General features: G+C 64.8%; 13 protein-coding genes. 1 reads left to right on the forward strand and 12 read right to left on the reverse strand.

Annotated elements, in window-relative coordinates; all coding sequences use genetic code 11:
• Positions 1-11 precede the first annotated feature (11 nt).
• The 3 genes from AQ12_RS11790 to AQ12_RS11800 form a co-directional block, all read right to left on the reverse strand.
• Positions 12-1,154 (reverse strand): efflux RND transporter periplasmic adaptor subunit, encoded by a 1,143-nt coding sequence (locus AQ12_RS11790; RefSeq protein ID WP_238587708.1) that lies wholly within the window; start codon positions 1,152-1,154, stop codon positions 12-14.
• Between the two features lie 149 nt (positions 1,155-1,303).
• On the reverse strand, positions 1,304-2,539 hold the full coding sequence (locus tag AQ12_RS11795; protein WP_048440114.1) for a multidrug effflux MFS transporter: 1,236 nt from the start codon (positions 2,537-2,539) through the stop codon (positions 1,304-1,306).
• Positions 2,536-5,172: a Mur ligase family protein gene (locus AQ12_RS11800; RefSeq protein WP_053076690.1), complete on the reverse strand. Its 2,637-nt coding sequence runs from the start codon at positions 5,170-5,172 to the stop codon at positions 2,536-2,538. The genes AQ12_RS11795 and AQ12_RS11800 overlap by 4 nt, the downstream gene beginning before the upstream one ends.
• A gap of 102 nt (positions 5,173-5,274) precedes the next feature.
• On the opposite strand from AQ12_RS11800, the gene AQ12_RS11805 reads away from it, so the two are divergent.
• On the forward strand, positions 5,275-5,961 hold the full coding sequence (locus AQ12_RS11805) for a hypothetical protein (protein WP_048440115.1): 687 nt from the start codon (positions 5,275-5,277) through the stop codon (positions 5,959-5,961).
• Here the strand turns inward: AQ12_RS11805 and ilvB are convergent.
• The 9 genes from ilvB to AQ12_RS11850 are packed head-to-tail and all read right to left on the reverse strand — an operon-like array spanning position 5,940 to position 16,283.
• Positions 5,940-7,694 (reverse strand): biosynthetic-type acetolactate synthase large subunit, encoded by a 1,755-nt coding sequence (ilvB, locus tag AQ12_RS11810; RefSeq protein ID WP_053076691.1) that lies wholly within the window; start codon positions 7,692-7,694, stop codon positions 5,940-5,942. The genes AQ12_RS11805 and ilvB overlap by 22 nt on opposite strands.
• 16 nt (positions 7,695-7,710) lie before the next feature.
• On the reverse strand, positions 7,711-9,858 hold the full coding sequence (locus tag AQ12_RS11815; RefSeq protein ID WP_053076692.1) for an acetate--CoA ligase family protein: 2,148 nt from the start codon (positions 9,856-9,858) through the stop codon (positions 7,711-7,713).
• Positions 9,859-9,868: 10 nt separating this feature from the next.
• On the reverse strand, positions 9,869-11,026 hold the full coding sequence (locus AQ12_RS11820; RefSeq protein WP_048440117.1) for an acyl-CoA dehydrogenase family protein: 1,158 nt from the start codon (positions 11,024-11,026) through the stop codon (positions 9,869-9,871).
• Positions 11,019-12,083 (reverse strand): acyl-CoA dehydrogenase family protein, encoded by a 1,065-nt coding sequence (locus AQ12_RS11825; protein ID WP_048440118.1) that lies wholly within the window; start codon positions 12,081-12,083, stop codon positions 11,019-11,021. The genes AQ12_RS11820 and AQ12_RS11825 overlap by 8 nt, the downstream gene beginning before the upstream one ends.
• Positions 12,084-12,096: 13 nt before the next feature.
• Positions 12,097-12,852 carry an enoyl-CoA hydratase/isomerase family protein gene (locus tag AQ12_RS11830; RefSeq protein ID WP_048440119.1) on the reverse strand — a complete coding sequence of 252 codons (756 nt, stop codon included), beginning with the start codon at positions 12,850-12,852 and terminating at the stop codon, positions 12,097-12,099.
• 34 nt (positions 12,853-12,886) lie between these two features.
• The gene (locus tag AQ12_RS11835) at positions 12,887-14,053 is read right to left on the reverse strand and encodes a CaiB/BaiF CoA-transferase family protein (RefSeq protein WP_048440120.1); all 1,167 of its coding nucleotides are present in this window, start codon (positions 14,051-14,053) and stop codon (positions 12,887-12,889) included.
• A gap of 31 nt (positions 14,054-14,084) precedes the next feature.
• Positions 14,085-14,843, reverse strand: a complete 759-nt coding sequence (locus AQ12_RS11840) for an SDR family NAD(P)-dependent oxidoreductase (RefSeq protein WP_048440121.1) — start codon at positions 14,841-14,843, stop codon at positions 14,085-14,087.
• A complete protein-coding gene (locus tag AQ12_RS11845) occupies positions 14,840-15,304 on the reverse strand; it encodes a MaoC family dehydratase (protein ID WP_048440122.1) in 465 nt (154 codons plus the stop codon). The genes AQ12_RS11840 and AQ12_RS11845 overlap by 4 nt, the downstream gene beginning before the upstream one ends.
• A 7-nt stretch (positions 15,305-15,311) precedes the next feature.
• Positions 15,312-16,283, reverse strand: coding sequence for a tripartite tricarboxylate transporter substrate binding protein (locus AQ12_RS11850; protein WP_082151554.1), 972 nt, complete (start codon positions 16,281-16,283; stop codon positions 15,312-15,314).
• Positions 16,284-16,588 lie beyond the last annotated feature (305 nt).

A 16,588-nucleotide genomic window follows, 5' to 3' on the forward strand; every position in this document is an offset into this window, starting at 1 on the left:
GGCGGTGCCCCTTAGCGAACGATGGGAGCCGAAGCAGCAGCCGAAGCCGACGCAGCCGAACCACCCGCTGGCACCGTGTTGCTCACCGACTGGCCGTCCTTGAGCGTGGCGACCGGGTGCCTCAGCAACTGGTCGCCATCCGCCACACCGGACTGCACCGCGTAGTCGCCTCGCCTCACATCACGTTCGCCCAGCGAGAGCGCTACCTTGCGCAGCGCCGCCCCCTGGACTTTCCACGCGAAAGCGCGTTCACCATCACGCACCACCGAGGACGACGGAATCATCAACGCGACAGAAGAGGCCGCCTCGATGCGACCCTCGGCATAGAGCCCAGCCATGCGAGCCGGCACGGCGCCTTCAATATCGACCAGCACCTCGACCTGCCGTGTTGTCGGGTTGGCCGCAGGTGCGACCAGGCGAATGCGGCCATTGAACTCCTGCGCGCCCCAACCATTGACGCGGAAATTCACAGCCTGTCCGGGCTTGACGCTGGATAACGCGTCAGAAGAAACCAGCCCCTCGAAGCGCAGGTGCGCCGGGTCGATCACCTTCACCAGTTCCTTGCCGACCTGCACGGTATCGCCTGCCGAGACCTTGCGATCGCTCACGAGGCCATCAAACGGTGCTCGCGCTTCGGTGCGCTGCAGTTGCTGCCTGGCCTGTACCATGCGCGCCCTGGCTGCCGACAGGTCGCTTTGTGTGGTGTTGCGGCGGATCTCGGCGTCTTCCATCTGCTGCGCCGAAACCATGCCCGAAGCGCGAAGCGTGGAAAGCCGCTGGAACTGGCGCTCGGCCTGCTCGAACGCCTGCCCCGCGGTTCGCTGCGCTTCCTGCGCCGAGATGACGCTGTCGCGAATCGCGGTGTCATCCAGCCGAACCAGCAGGTCGCCTTTCTTCACCGGCTGCCCGTTTTCCTTCAACACCGCGAGCACCACCGCCGAAATCTCTGCGCGCAGGTCTGCCTTGCGATCGGGCTGGATGGTGCCGGTGATCAGCGGGCCCGATGACACGGCCAGCGGACGCACGGTCACAACGTCTTCTGGCGCGATCAGCAGCCTGGGCGGTGGGGCCGAATTTTCGGCAGCCTTGCTGGCGCGATCGCACCCGGCAAGGGCCAGAGTCAGGGACAGGGTCAGGAAGAGAACGAGCCGCACAGCACCTCCGGTTTTTATGCAGCGCATTATCCGAAGTGAAAACTTTCCGGTCACGCTTCATGCGACGAACTGCACGGGCAGCCGACAGAACGCGGAAAAACCGGCGGAAATCGCGACCGGGAAACTAGCCTGGCGCCGGCCGGGGTGCCTCAGCTCTCGGCGGTCATGGTGCGGCCGGTGTCCGGCCACAGCCGGTGAACCGCCATCCAGGCGACCAACCCCACGCTCATCATCAGCAGTGACGTGACAGCCAGTGCCAGCGGCGAATGCATGACCATAGGCGCGATCGCTCCCGCCACCACGCCGTTGGCCGTTGCGCCTATCACCGACAGCAGCGACGAAGCCATGCCGCGCCGCTGCGGGTACATGTCCAGCACCAGCAGCGTCACCACCGGCACCATCAGAGACCAGCCGAAGGCAAAGAGTGCAACCGGCACCATGGCCCAGCCCGCATGAGGCTTGAAGAACCAGTTGGCCGCCACGTTGGCAATCGACACCACGAACATGATGGCAAAGCCCAGCCTTATCTGTCGGCGAGGCGTGATGCGGCCCGCCAGCCGTCCGCTGATAAACGCGCCGCCCATGATCCCCGAGATGGTGATCAGGAAGAACCAGAAGAACTGGGTGGGTTGCAGGCCCAGGTGGTCGCCCAGAAAGGCGGGGGCGCTCAGCACATATAAAAACATGCCGTTGAACGGAATGCCCGACGCCACCGCCAGCAACAGGAACCGCATGTCGGATGTGAGTTGCCAGTAGCCCTGCATGAGGTTGCGGGCATTGAAGGGCTGCTTGTGCGATTCATGAAGCGTCTCGGGCAGCAGCCGCCAGTTGGCGACGCCAAGCAGCACGCCGACCCCGGTCAAAAACCAGAAGATGCTGTGCCAGTCGAGGTGAACAAAAAGCCAGCCGCCGATGATGGGGGCAAGCGCTGGCGCCACGCCGAAATAGATCGTCACCTGGCTCATCACCTTTTGCGCCTGCTGCGGCGGGAACATGTCCCGGATCACCGCACGCGAAACAACCATTCCCGCGCCGGTCGACAGGCCCTGCAGCGCGCGAAAGAAAACCAGTTGCGTGATGCTCTGCGACAACGCGCACCCGGCTGAAGCGATGGTGAACACCGCGATGCCCCACAGCACGACCGGCCGCCTGCCGAAACTGTCGGACAGCGCCCCGTGAAAGGCATTCATGAACGCAAAGCCGAACAGGTAAGCAGAAAGTGTCTGCTGCATCTCGACCGGCGTCGCATTCAGCGCCTTGGCGATGCCCGCGAAAGCGGGCAGGTAGGTGTCGATCGAGAACGGGCCCAGCATGCCCAGCACGGCGAGCAGGGCGGCAAGCGACCATCGCGGTCCTCGCCAGAGTTTTTCGGCATCAGGGTTCATAGTTCGATATTGGCCAGCGCGTTGATCTTGCTTTGCGCTTGCGCACTGATGAATGATGCAACAACCAGCAAGTCACCTTCCTGCGATGAATCAAAGGCCATGCGAAGCGCCTCTTCATGTTCGGCAGTCACATGGATCGCGTCGCGAGCCACGCCTGCGCGATCCAGGCCGCGCGCCAGCAATTGCGCGACAGCCCCAGGCTCACGCCCACGCCGGTCTTCCCAGTCGGAGCAGATGTATTGATCGAAAGCGCCCGCTGCAGCGCCGCCCATCGCCATCAGGAAGTCGTCGCTTCGGTTGCCGACAGCGCAATACATGAGGCGCTTGCGGCCCTTGACCGGCAGTGACTTCACGAACTGCGAAAGCTCGCGGATCGACTCGGCGCCATCCGACCAGGTCAAGAGGAAGCGGAACGGCAGGCCCTCGATGAAGTTCATGCGGCCCGGGTTGGAACGGCGCTCGGACTGGAACGAAGTCAGGGCCGTGCGAATCGTTGCGAACGGCACACCGAGCCCGTGTGCGAGGGCGGCGGCCACCATCGCCGTTACCAGCGCCGGCCGATACGAACCGCCCCAGGATGCGGGCAGGTCGGTCGCGGCCAGCTCGCCAATCACGCCTGTTCCCTGCACGAGCCGGATCACCGCAGCACGCCCCCGGCCCACGAGGACGGCTGCAAGTCCGCCAGCGGCGATATGACCTGCGACCTCCGGGTTGGCCGCGTCTTCGGTGAACAGGCAAACCGGCGCACGGATGTGCTCGCGCATCGCCAGGCACAGGGGCTCGTCTGCGTTGAGCACCGCGAGCTTTCGCGCGTTCTGCACGACAAGGCGCTTGACCGTCGCAAGATCCTCGCGAGTCTTCACGCCGTCGATACCCAGGTGGTTGTCGTGAATGTTCAGCACGGCACCCACGTCGATGTGGTCCAGCGCCATGCCGAATTTCACGAGACCGCCGCGCGCGAATTCAAACGCACCTGCCTGCACACTCGGGTCTTGCATGAGCTTGTTGGCGCTCGTGCCACCGGCCGAGTCCCGGTCCTTGACGCGATAGCCGTCGACAAATGTGCCTTGCGTCGTGCAGATGCCCACGGCCAGGCCGTGTTGGGCGAGGATCGCTGCGACCAGCCGGGTGGTCGTCGTCTTGCCGACACTGCCGGTGATGCCTGCGGTCGGGATTCGCCCATCGGCCCCGCCCGGAAAGAGATAGTCCAGCATCGGCGCTGCCACGTTCTGCGCGGGGTTCGACGCCATGTGCACGCGCAGGCCCGGCACGCCGTTGACCTCCAGGATCGCGCCACCGGTCTTGCGCCATGACTGGCCGATATCCGGCGACATGAAGTCGATGCCTGTGATGTCGACACCGACCAGCCGGGCTGCGCGTTCAATCATCGTGCTATTGTCCGGATGCACGAGAGGTGTCACGTCCTGCGCGGTCCCGCCGCGCGACATGTTCGCGGCGCCACGCAACATCACAACGCGACCGGCTTGCGGAACGCCTTGCAGCGTTAGGCCGGCCGCTTCGATGTGCAGGCGTGCCTCATCGTCTATCGAGACCAGTTCCATCAATCGCTCGAACGGCAGGCCCCTGCGCGGATCGAGGTTGAGTGCGGCGATCAGGTCTTCGACCGATTGCTTCCCGTCGCCGATCACGTGAGCCGGCACCCGTTTGCCAGCTGCGACCAGCTTGCCATCGACCACCAGCAGGCGGTAATCGTGACCGTGGATCACCCGCTCGACAATGACACCACTGCCCTTGGCGGCCACGGCCACCTTGTATGCTGCGCGCACGGCCTCTTCGGTCCCAGCACCGACGGTGACACCCAGCCCTTTGCTCGATGACCTGGGCTTGACCACAACCGGCTGGTTGAGCGCGCGCCATGCCCGCACCGCCTCGTCGGCCGAGCCCACCACCGTCGGTTGCGGTGTGGGCACGCCATTGGCACCAAGGATGGTGGCCGTGGCGAACTTGTCCTTGGACAGCCAGCGGGCCAGGCTGCTGCCGCGATCGGTGTCGGTCTCGTTGATCCGCTGGAGATGGCAGCCTTGCCCGAGCTGAACGAACTGGCTGGCAGCCGCCAGCCGCTGCACCGGGATCCCCCGTCGCAGCGCCTCGCGCGCGAGCGTGATCGTCGTCTGGTTCAGGCCATGCTCACGCACCGTACGGCGGTAGTGCCAGTAGCGCTCGCGCAGCAGTTTTCCGGCGCCGGGCGGTGTCTTGTCGATCGGCAGCAGCAGCTGCGCGGCCTCCATCGCCAGTTGCCACGCGGCGGCGCCAACGGCCGCGTCGTCGCAAGGCTGGAAGACGCGCATCCGACCGGACTGGCGGGCGAACACCCGGGCTGGTTGGGGCTGCAGGCAACGGTCGTCGATCAGGTATCGGGTGGTTGCAACCATCAGGGCGAGCAGCGGCACAGGAGACTGGACAAGGCGCTCGGGTCGCGTCAAGCCGCTGGACTCGTCCACCACCCGCATCGCATGGCAAATCCGGGTGAGCATTGCCCCTGCTTGTTCCGTGGTCGGCTTCCAGTCGAAGCGGTCCCTGTCGGATGCATCCAACGAAAGAATCAACAGGACGCCTGAGCTGGTGTGCCACACATTGGGCCCGCTGTAGAAGGCCTGATTCTCGATTTTCATGTCCCGCAGCTTTTACCATGTTGTGCAAAAAATCCGTTTAACGGCGAGAATCCGCGCGGGGCCGGCCGGCTCCCAACAACAGCAACAAGCATAGGAGACTCCATGCGCAAGTCGATGAGCAAATTCGCCCTGGTCGGATCAGCACTGGCCGCCGCCGTTCTGGCCGCAGGCTGTGCAAGCATGGCCTCCACGGGGCCGATGGGTTTTTTCATTTCCAGCACCGGTAGCGGCAAGGGCGCCGACCTGGGCGGAATCGCGGGCGCAGACGCACTGTGCCAGCGCCTGGCAACTGCAGCAGGCGCAGGCGGCAAGACCTGGCGTGCCTACCTGAGCACACCGGGCACCTTCCCGTCCGCCACCGCGCCGGCCATCGCCGCAGTCCATGCGCGCGACCGCATCGGCAACGGCCCCTGGTACAACGCCAAGGGTGTGCTCATCGCACGTGACCTCGGCCACCTGCACAATGGCAACAACCTCAGCAAGGAAACCGCACTCGACGAGCGCGGCAACGTTGTGAAGGGCCGCGGCGACAGCCCCAACGAGCACGACATCCTGACCGGCTCGCGCGCCGACGGAACCGCGTTCGCGCCTCACACCGATACGACTTGCAAGAGCTGGACCTCCAGCACCGATGGCTCCGCGATCGTGGGTCACCACGACCGCAACGGTGTGACCCCTGACAACTGGTCCAAGTCCTGGAACTTCTCGCACCAGTCAGGCGGTTGCAGCCAGCAGGCGCTGAACGCCACGGGCGGCGCAGGCCGGCTCTACTGCTTCGCAGCCAACTGATCCTGGGGCGCAGCCGCGTCTTCCCGAAACCATTCCTCCTCGGACAGCATCATCTGGTTATGACTGCAGCCTGAGGGAATCATCGGGAAGCAATTGGTCAGCGCGGCGACGTGCACGTCCAGAAAGAACGGCCCCGGCGTAGCGAGGCATTCCTCGATGGCGCCTGCCAGTTCAGACGGATCGTCCACCCGCCGCGCCTGCCAGCCGCAGGCCCGGGCAAGCGCCACGAAATCCGGCAGCGCCGCATTCCAGCTGTGGCTGATGCGGTTGTCGTGGTTGAGTTGCTGCCACTGCCGCACCATGCCCATGTAGCCGTTGTTGCACAGCACCACCTTGACGGGTGTGCGGTGCTGCGTGGCCGTTGAAAGCTCCTGGATGTTCATCAGGATGGACGCATCGCCACTCACGCACACCACCGTTGCATCGGGGTGCGCAACCTGCGCGCCGATGGCAGCAGGCAGTCCATAACCCATCGTTCCCGCGCCGCCTGAAGTCAGCCAGCGGCCCGGCCGCTCGAACTTCAGGTATTGCGCAGCCCACATCTGGTGCTGGCCGACATCGGTGCTGACGATCGCATCTCGCCCCTGCAGCTGCGCCTGCAATTGGCTCATCAGGTGCTGCGGCAGGATGCAGTCGCTGCGCGGGGTGAAGGCCAGGCAGTTGCGCCCGCGCCAGCCCTGGATGCGTTGCCACCAGTTGTCCAGGCGCGCGGGGTCAGGATCCTTCAGTGGCAGCCGATCCAGCAAGAGCGAGAGCGCCGATTCGCAGTCGCCATGCACAGGCGCATCGACGCGCACGAGGCGTCCGATGCTCGACGGGTCGATGTCGATGTGGATGCGCCGCGAGTTCGGGCTGAACTGATCGAGCTTGCCGGTGATGCGGTCATCAAAGCGCGCGCCCACGCAGATCACCAGGTCCGCCTGGTGCATCGCCTGGTTGGCCTCCAGTGAGCCGTGCATGCCCAGCATGCCCAGGAACTGAGGTTCAGAGGCCGGGAACGCACCCAGGCCCATCAAGGTCAGCGTGGTGGGCAGGTTCAATCGGTGTGCAAGGGCCGTGAACAGTTCGCAGGCGCGAGCACCGGAATTGATCAGGCCGCCCCCGCCGTACAACACCGGCGCGCGGGCCGACATCAGCCAACGGGCGGCGTCATCCAGCGCCTGGCTGGACGCAGAAGCGGCAGCGGGCCTTGCGCAGGGTGACCGCGCGCAAAGCGCCCGATCCACCCGTTGAAGCTGCACATCCTTGGGCACGTCGATCAGCACAGGACCTGGCCTGCCCGACATCGCGCGATCCACGGCTTCAAACACCAGCGCTGGCAAGTCCTGGCCACGCGCGGCTTGCACATTCCACTTGGTCACGGTCGCCGACATGCCGATGGCATTGCTCTCCTGGAAGGCCTGGGTGCCGATCAGTGATGTCGCAACCTGGCCGCTGATGCACAGCACCGGGATCGAATCGCTCATGGCATCGAGCAATCCCGAAATCGTGTTGGCGACACCGGGGCCGGAGGTCACCAGCACCACACCGAGCTTGCCGGTTGTGCGCGCATAACCTTCGGCGGCGTGGACAGCGCCCTGTTCGTGGCGCACCAGCACATGCCGCAGGGCAGGGCGATGAAACAGCGCGTCGTACAAGGGCAGCGCAGCTCCGCCCGGATAGCCGAACACGGTGTCAACGCCGCAGGCAATCAGGGTGTCCAGGATGGCCTCGGCGCCCGAGACGGTCTCCATCGAGCTCGACACCGGTCTATCCCGCCCGCGTTTCGATCAGCGCATCCACCGCCAGCGCGCCCCGGCCCCTGGGCAAGACGATGAACGGATTGATGTCGATGCTCTCCAGCGCATCGCCCTGCGCCGCAGCAAATGCAGACAGCTGCGTGAGCGCCTCCACCAGTGCGTCCTCATCAGCCGCAGGCGCACCGCGCACACCTTGCAGCATCGCGTAGCCCTTGACCTCACGGATCATGCGACGAGCCTCGGCCGGTCCGAACGGCGCACGGCGAAAGGTCACATCCTTGAGAACCTCGACGAACACACCGCCCAGGCCGAACATCACGACAGGCCCGAAGACCGGATCGCGCGACACGCCCAGAATCGTTTCCACGCCGCCCTGGATCTGCTGCGCGAGCAGCACACCGGTGATGCTCGCATCGGGCGCGCGAGTCTGCGCGCGATCCATCAGTGTGGCAAAGCCGCTTCGAACTTCATCGACCGAATTGATGTTGAGCAGCACGCCGCCGATCTCGGACTTGTGCTGGATGTCGGGCGAGACGATCTTCATCACCAGCGGAAAACCGATCGCCGGCGCTGCGTCCACCGCCGCTTGCGCAGACGACACCACCCGTTCGGCCGCGCAGGGAATGCCGGCCGCAGTGAGGATTTTCTTGGCCTCGAATTCGTCGTAGCTCGCGCCAACTTTCACCGCCATCGCACCTGCAGGCAATGCGGGCGCAGCCTGCGCAGCGGGCGCATCGAATGCAGCGCGAAAACGCACCAGCGCCTTGATCGCACGCAGGGCGCGGCCGGGGTCTTCGAAGACGGCGTAGCCGATGCTCTCGATCTGCTTGCGGGTTTCGGGCGAAGCCAGCGTCGACAGCACGAGGAACCGGTCGGTGTGCTTGCGACCGACTTCCTCGAAGTGCGGCAGCAGCTTGCCGAACAGCTCCTTGTTGCGAGCGATGTGGGTGATGAAGCAAACCGCTGAACCGTAGCCGCCGCCGGTGAGCATGTGCTCGAACATCGGTCCCACCAGTTGCGGGTGCGTGATGACCTGCGCCGTCACGTCCACCGGATTGCGCGCCGCCGAAAACGGCAGCAGTTCCTTGATCGCTGCCTGCGAACCGGCGGGCAGCTCGGCCACGTCGAGCCCCAGCTCTTCGGCCTGGTCCGCCATCAGGATGCCCACGCCGCCCGACACCGTGATGAGACCGACCTTGTCGTTGGCGGGCAGGCGCTTGAGCGAGCATGCATAGGCGACGTCCATCAATTCGTCTATGGAGTAGGCGCGGTACACGTTGCTCTGGCGCAGCACTGCATCGAAAATCTCATCAGAGCCGGCCAGGCTCGCGGTGTGCGATGCCACGGCTTTTGCGCCCGCTTCGGAGCGGCCCAGCTTGAGCACGATCACCGGCTTGCGTTTCAGGCGCGCGGCCTCGAATGCGGCCAGCAGGCGGCCCGGGTTGACGACGCCTTCGACCACCAGCACGCATACATCCGTGTCGTCGTCCTCCACGATGTAAGCCAGCGCTTCGGACACGTCGACATCCGACTGGTTGCCCGTGGTCAGGCACATCGACAGGCCCAGGTCGCGCTCGGCGGCCAGCACGATCATGTGGATGCCGAAAGCCCCCGACTGGCTCACCATGCCGATGGAGCCGATGCGTGGCGGCCTGTCGATGATGCCGCTGGTGAAAGTGGCGAGCAGACCCTCGCGCACGTTGAAGGTGCCGGCGCAGTTCGGCCCGAGCAAGGCAACGCCGCCCTTGCGCGCGGTCTCCACGATCTGCTCTTGCAGCAGCCGGCCCGCCTCGTCGACCTCGGCAAATCCTGACGAAAAAACCATCGCGCCATTCACGCCCTTGGCCACGCACGCCTGCACTGCAGCGAGCACGTCCTGCGCCGGAACGGCGATCACCACCAGGTCGACATCGGCCTGGACGTCGGCGAGCGTGGGATAGGACTTCAGGCCCTGCACGACGTCGCGACCCGGATTGATGGGATAGATGGGACCCTTGTAGCCTGCGAGCTTGAGGTAGCGGATCGGACGACCGCCGATCTTGTTCTCATCGCCTGACGCGCCAATGATTGCGATGGAGCGGGGCTTGAGGAATGCGCGGGCGCGCGAGCCGGAGGGTGAGCTCGAACTGTGGCCGGAGTTGGTTACTGCTGTGGTCATGAATTGTTTTTCAGGGCAGGCGCAAGACCTGTTTGGCCAGAATGTTGCGCTGGACTTCGGACGAACCACCATAGATCGTGCCGGCCAGAGAGAACAGGAAGGTGCCGGCAGCGTCGGTGTCCTGCACGGCCTGCGTGGGCTCGGCCAGGCCCGCATAAGGCCCCGCGAGTTCCACCATCGCTGTCGTGATGCGCTTGTACATTTCGGTCATGTGCACCTTGAGCATCGCGCCTTCGACACTCAGGTCGCCGCCCGCGCGCACTTTCTCCAGTCCCGCCTCGTACAGGCTGTCGTGGTCCGCCAGCTCGGCTGTCAGGCGCGCATAGCGATCCATGAATGCGGGCTCGCCCCAGCTGCCCACCGCCTTGGCCAATCGGCGCATCATGTCCATCCCGATGCGCGCCAGCATCGATGCGCCCAGCGTCATCCGCTCGCCGCCCATCAGCACCTTGACGATGGACCAGCCCTTGTGAAGCTCACCGACCAGTGCGTCGGCGGGCACCTTCACGTTGTCGAAAAAGATCTCGCAGAAGTCGTCAACCATCAGCAGCGTGTCGATGGGGCGAATGGTCACGCCGGGCGCATCGAGCGGCACGATGAAATAGCTGATGCCGTCCTGGGGCTTGGGCCCGTTCTTGTCGGTGCGCACGAGCATGTGGCACCACTGCGCCTGGTTGGCGCGGGACGTCCATATCTTCTGGCCGTTGATCGTCCAGCCTTCGCCGTTCCACACCGCTTCGGTCCGCAGGCTCGCGAGGTCCGAGCCCGAGCCCGGTTCGCTGTAACCCTGGCACCAGACTTCATCGCCCGACAGGATGCCCGGCAAGTAGCGCGCTTGCTGTTCGGGTGTGCCGAACTGGATCACCAGCGGGCCGCCCATCATCACGCCGTTGTCGGCAAAACGTGCGCAGCCATGCGCGTCGAGCACGTCGTTCCAGATGATCCGCTTGGCAGGGTCCAGCCCCATTCCGCCGTGCTCGCGCAGCCATGAGGGCGCAACCCAGCCGCGCTGCGAGAGCTTGCGATACCACGGCAGCGTGACCTCGTGCGGCAATTGTCCGAGGCGAAAGCGCAGCTCGGGCGGGTAGTTCGCTTCGAGAAAATCCTTGACGAGCGCGCGGAACGCCTCGTCGCTCATCGCGTTGTAGTCGGTCGTGTGGTCAGTCATGGCGTGCAACCAGTGTGGCGGTGAAACGCTGGCGATGGGCCGCAACCGAGCCCCAGTCGTTGTGCACCGCGAGAATCTTGCGCGCGTACAGGCCGATATCGCATTCGTCGGTCATGCCCATGGCACCGTGGAATTGAACGGCTTCTTTCGCCACCAGCATGCCGGCGTCACCGGCGCGCATCTTCGCGCGCGAAACCAGGGTCTGGCGATCGGCCAGCGATGTGGAGTCGTCATCGAACTGCGCGGCCGCATCGTTGATGACTGCGCGTGTGAGCTCGATCTGAATCTTCAGGTCCACCGCACGGTGCTGCAGCGCCTGGAAGCTGCCGATGGGCTTGCCGAACTGCTTGCGCACCTGCATGTACGCGAGCGTGATGTCGAATGCCGCCTCCATCGTGCCGAGCAGGTACGCAGCGTTGGCCAGTGCACATTCCTCGAAGACGCTGTCGAGCGAGCCAGCGATTGCTTCGCCCGGTGCTTCTGCGAACACCACGTCAGCGGTAAAGCCGCCGTCGTGCAGCTTCACGGTCGACACGGTGACGCCCGGCGCATCTTTGCGCACCAGCGCGAGGCCCTGGTTTGTTGAAACAAGAAATGCATCTGCCGCGTGGCCTGCGCTGACGAGCCGCTTGGTGCCGCTCACCTTGCCGCCGCGAAACTGCGTGCGGCCGGCCGTATCCAGGTCGTGAGCGCGTTCGTTCCACGCAGGCACCACGATCTCATCGCCAGCCATCACCTGGGTCTGTGTGGAGCCGCGCAGCAATTGCGCTGCACCGGCTACGGCAATGAACGGCTCGGGGCTGAGCGAAGCCCCCAGCTGCTGCGCCACGGCGCACAGCGCAGTGACATCAAAGCCGCTGCCGCCTTGCGCTTCCGGCACCCGAAGGCCGCCCCAGCCCAGGCCGCACATCTGTTTCCACTGCGCGCGATCGAATCCCGGCTGCGAAAACCGCAGCGCCCGCGCGCGCGCAGCGCCCGCATCGCGTGGCACCACGGAAGCTGCGCTGTCACGTATCAGTTCAAGGCGCTCTCGCGCTTCTTCCAGCATTTGCGGCATCTCTGGATATTCCTTAGCTGCCCTTGAAAGAGGGCGTTCGCTTTTCAAAGAAGGCAGACTTGCCTTCGTCGTGATCGGTGGAGCTGAACAGCATCGCCTGGATTTCGCGCTCGCGAAGCAGCACGTCGTCCAGCCCCGAGGCAAAGACCGATCGGGTGAGCGCGATCGGCAGCGGCGCCTTGGCCGCGAGCACATGCGCGAGGCGATCGGCTTCCTTCTGCGCGCCGCCTGACGGCACCACATAGTCGATCACGCCCCAGTCGAGCGCCTGCTGCGCAGAGAAGGGCTCGTTGTAGAGAAGGATCTGTTTTGCGCGACCCTTGCCCACGCGAGCCGGCAGCGAATACAGGATGCCGGTATCGGGCGCCATGCCGATCTCGCCGAACCCCGCCTTGAATCGCGCCGTGTCGCTGGCCACCACCGTGTCGCACAGCAGCGAAAGCGACAGCCCGCCACCGACGGCCCATCCCTCGACCGCTGCGATGTAGGGCTTGCTGCTCTGCGCGATAAGCCGCACCAGATCGTGAACGATGCGCATGCGGTCCAGCGCCGCGCCCATCGGCTGGTGCCCCATTGCGGTCACGTCGCCACCGACGCAGAACGTCTTGTCGCCGCCCGTGAAAACGATGGCGCGCACCGACTGGTCAGCCTCCAGTGCGCGGAAGGTGTTGAGCAATGCAATGCGCATCGCCATCGAGAACGCATTGCGGCGCTCCGGGTCGTTCATGCGGACGGTCGCGACACCGCCCTCGTGCGATTGGATGATCATGTGTTCACCTTCCCTGGCATGTTGTAGGGGTTGTCTAGTTGCCACCGCCGCCGTGGACGACTTCGAGCCGCCCCGATTCTTCAAGCTGCGCGTACCGATCCTCGCCGAACCAGGCGCGCAGCGAAGTCAGTGCCTCGTCGCGAGTGGTGGTGCGCGGCTCCCTGGGCAGGTCCGGCGCACTGCGGCTGAACCGTGGGGCGGGCATGGGCTGCTGCACACCGCCGATCTCCGTGAACATCCCGCGCGCAGCAGCGTGTGGATGTTGGGGTGCCTCGGCCATCGTCAGCACCGGTGCGAAGCAAGCGTCGGTGCCTTCGAGCGACTGGCACCACTCGTCGCGGGTGCGTGTGCGGAATTTCTTCGAGAGCGTTTCGCGCAGCCGCGGCCACTGGGTGCGATCCCAGCGATTGGGGAAATCGGTCCTGGGGATTTCAAGCCGATCGAGCAGTTCTTCAAAGAACCGCGTCTCGATCGGTGCCACCGAAACGTATTTGCCGTCGGCGCACTCGTACACGTCGTAAAACGGTGTGCCCGAGTCGGCGATGTTGGTGCCGCGCTCCAGCTTCCACATGCCCGCGCCGAGCAGGCCGAACATGCTGGTCATCAGCGATGACACGCCGTCCATGATCGCTGCGTCCACCACCTGACCCCGGCCCGATCGTTCGGCTTCGCGAAGCGCTGCAAGAATGCCCATCGCCAGATAGAGCGAGCCGCCTGCGTAGTCACCCAGCAGGTTGATGGGAATGCTCGGTGGCTGTCCCGCGCGCCCGATGGCATCAAGCGCGCCGGTAACAGCGATGTAGTTCAGGTCGTGCGCAGCAGCGTTGGCAAGCGGCCCCTGCTGGCCCCAGCCGGTCATGCGGCCGTAAACCAGTTTCGGGTTGCGCTTGAAGCAATCGTCAGGACCCAGCCCCAGGCGCTCCATCACGCCGGGACGCAGGCCCTCTATCAGCGCATCGGCATTGGCGACAACCTCCATTGCCATCGCGCGGCCCTCGGCGCTCTTGAGGTCCAGCGCCATCACTTCGCGGTTGCGCAGCAGCAGGTCGAACTGCAAGGGCCGCTTGCTACCGAGTTCGACCGGTGTGACGCGATCAATCCGCATCACCGTCGCGCCCAGGTCGGCCAGCAGCATGGCGCACATTGGCGCGGGGCCGACGGCTGCGAACTCGACAATCTTCAATCCGGCAAGCGGTCCCAAATTCTTCTCCCCTGTGAGCTGGTGTGGTGCGTCAGGTCGTCTCGCCGCCGTCGGCGGTGATGACCTGGCCCGTGATGAATGCGCCGGCCTTGCTGGCCAGCAAAACGGCGATGCCGCCAATATCGTCGGGCTCGCCGATGCGCCCCAGCGGCAGCAGTGCTTCGCGCTCGGCCAGAAGCTTGGGGTTCTCCCAGATCGCGCGCGAGAAGTCGGTGCGGATCAGGCCCGGTGCAATGCAGTTGATGCGGATGTTGTGGCGTCCCCATTCGAGCGCCATGCAGCGGGCCATCTGCATTTCGGCGGCCTTGGACATGCCGTAGATGCCCAGCGACGCACGTCCGCGAAACCCGCCGATGGAGCCCACAAAAATCACCGCGCCATCCTTGCGTTCGGCCATGCCCGGCAGCACCAGGTTGGCCAGCCACATGTTGGACTGCACGTTGTTGCGCATGACCTTGTCGAACACTTCATCGCTCGCGCCAGCCATCGGGCCGTAGTAGGGGTTGGTGGCGGCGTTGGCGACCAGCACGTCGACACGGCCCCACTGGGCGAGCGTTCGCTGCACCAGGGCTTCGATTTCCTGCTTCTTCGAGATGTTGGCGGCGATGCCCAGGGCCTGCCCGCCGTTCGCGCGAATCGAGGCCGCTACGTCGTCGCACGCCTGCGCCGTGCGGCTGCTCACCACGACACGCGCGCCCGCAGCTGCCAGGTGCTCGGCGATGGAGCGGCCTATGCCGCGCGTCGCGCCCGTGACGATCGCCACCTTGCCTGTGAGGTCGAATGCTTTCATGTGGCCCTGTAGATGCTGATGTTTTCGGTCACGCAGGCGGGCTTGTCGCGGCCTTCGATTTCCATCACGTCCTTGAATCGGACGCGCAGGCCCTGTTCGGTGTTCTCTGCTTCGAGCAGTGTGCGCCTCATGCGAACCCTGTCGCCGGGGAACACCGGCGAGAGAAAACGCGTCTTGTCATAGCCGTAGTTCAGGCCCGACGTCATGGTCTTGAGCTTCCAGATGCGCCGCGCCATATGCGCCATGAGTGAGAGCGTGAGCATGCCGTGCACCAGCGTCTTGCCATGCGGGCTTTCGCGCGCTGCGCGCTCGGGGTCGGTGTGCAACCAGAAGTCATCTTTCGTCACCCCGGCAAATCCGTCGATGCGCCCCTGGTCCATGGTGAACCAGTCGGTCACGCCCAGCTCCTGGCCGACAGCGGCTACAACGGCCGCAACATTGTCGAATTCGCGCGTCGTCATTACGCGCTCATTGCTTGCGCGGCATTTTGGCAATGAGGTCGCCCCACTTGGCGAGTTCATCGCGAGTCATCTTTGCCAGTTCATCGTTCGATGCGGGCACGGAATCAAATCCGCGGTCTTCGATGAACGCCTGGAACTCTGCGGTCTTCTGGATCTTGAGCAGTTCGTCGGAATAGCGCTTGACGACGGCGGCTGGCATGTCCGCCGGGCCGTACATCGCGAACCATGCGATGAACTCGAAGCCGGGGTAGATCTCGTTCATCGCCGGTGCGGTCCTGATCACCTTGTGGCGGGTCTTGCCGCTGGTAGCCAGCACCTTGATGGAGCCAGACTTCCAAAGCGGCACTGCGTTGCTGATCACCTCGAAGCTGAAGTCGATGTGCCCGCCCATCAGGTCCTGCATCACCGGGGCCGAGCCCTTGTAATTGACCATGTTGAACTGAACGCCCGCCGCCTGCGAGAGCATGTTGATCGTGAGCTCGGTGCCGGTTCCTACGCCTGCCGAGCCTGCAGAAACCTTGCCCGGCGACGCCTTTGCCAGTGCGATCAGTTCCTGTACCGAATTGATCGGCGACTTGGGACCCACCGCGAGACCGTAGGTGAAACCGGCCAGGCCACCCAGGGGCGTGAAGCCCTTGATCGTGTCGTAGGGCAGCTTGCCCAGGTGCGGCGCAATCGCCTGTATCGTGTTGGCGCTGATCAGGATGGTGTAGCCGTCATTGGGTGACTTGGTGGTCTTTTCCAGCGCAACCTGACCGGCAGCGCCCAGCGCGTTCTCGACGACGACTGGCTGCCCCAGGTTGGTCGACAGCTGCTTGGCGACTTGCCGCGCGAGCGCATCCGTCGGCCCGCCCGCGCTGAAGGGCACGATGAGCTTGACGGGTTGCGATGGAAACGACTGGGCCGAGGCGACAGTCGGGAGGGCAGCCATGGCCAATGCGGCGAGCGCGGCTGCAGTGAGAGTGCGTCTGTTCAACATGCCGGATGTCTCCTTTTATGAGGAGCATGGTGGCTCACGCTGGCCCTGCTGACAATTGACTTTTTAGGCGGCTGGTTGAATGCAATTCAAGTCGCTGTCATGCCGGGCTTGACCCGGCATCCACCGCCTCTTTGGTTGTCATGCCGGACTCGATCCGGCATCCACCGCGCAGCGGCTGCGGCTGTCGAAGACATGGATTGCGGTGGATTCGAAGGATCCCTTCGGGCTCGGTCCGCAATGACAGCCTTCCCCGGTTGTCATGCCGGACTCGATCCGGCATCCACCGCGCAGCGGCGACGGCCGTT

The sequence above is a fragment of the Caenimonas sp. SL110 genome, from assembly GCF_001044395.1.
Lineage (GTDB): Bacteria > Pseudomonadota > Gammaproteobacteria > Burkholderiales > Burkholderiaceae_C > Ramlibacter.

What these genes read in the sequence shown, in the direction of transcription:
- AQ12_RS11840 (WP_048440121.1), bottom strand. Translation starts at nt 14,843, where the DNA reads ATGAAAGCATTCGACCTCACAGGCAAGGTGGCGATCGTCACGGGCGCG.
- AQ12_RS11800 (WP_053076690.1), bottom strand. Translation starts at nt 5,172, where the DNA reads ATGAAAATCGAGAATCAGGCCTTCTACAGCGGGCCCAATGTGTGGCAC.
- AQ12_RS11805 (WP_048440115.1), top strand. Translation starts at nt 5,275, where the DNA reads ATGCGCAAGTCGATGAGCAAATTCGCCCTGGTCGGATCAGCACTGGCC.
- AQ12_RS11845 (WP_048440122.1), bottom strand. Translation starts at nt 15,304, where the DNA reads ATGACGACGCGCGAATTCGACAATGTTGCGGCCGTTGTAGCCGCTGTC.
- AQ12_RS11820 (WP_048440117.1), bottom strand. Translation starts at nt 11,026, where the DNA reads ATGACTGACCACACGACCGACTACAACGCGATGAGCGACGAGGCGTTC.
- AQ12_RS11815 (WP_053076692.1), bottom strand. Translation starts at nt 9,858, where the DNA reads ATGACCACAGCAGTAACCAACTCCGGCCACAGTTCGAGCTCACCCTCC.
- AQ12_RS11850 (WP_082151554.1), bottom strand. Translation starts at nt 16,283, where the DNA reads ATGTTGAACAGACGCACTCTCACTGCAGCCGCGCTCGCCGCATTGGCC.
- ilvB (WP_053076691.1), bottom strand. Translation starts at nt 7,694, where the DNA reads ATGGAGACCGTCTCGGGCGCCGAGGCCATCCTGGACACCCTGATTGCC.
- AQ12_RS11795 (WP_048440114.1), bottom strand. Translation starts at nt 2,539, where the DNA reads ATGAACCCTGATGCCGAAAAACTCTGGCGAGGACCGCGATGGTCGCTT.
- AQ12_RS11825 (WP_048440118.1), bottom strand. Translation starts at nt 12,083, where the DNA reads ATGCCGCAAATGCTGGAAGAAGCGCGAGAGCGCCTTGAACTGATACGT.
- AQ12_RS11830 (WP_048440119.1), bottom strand. Translation starts at nt 12,852, where the DNA reads ATGATCATCCAATCGCACGAGGGCGGTGTCGCGACCGTCCGCATGAAC.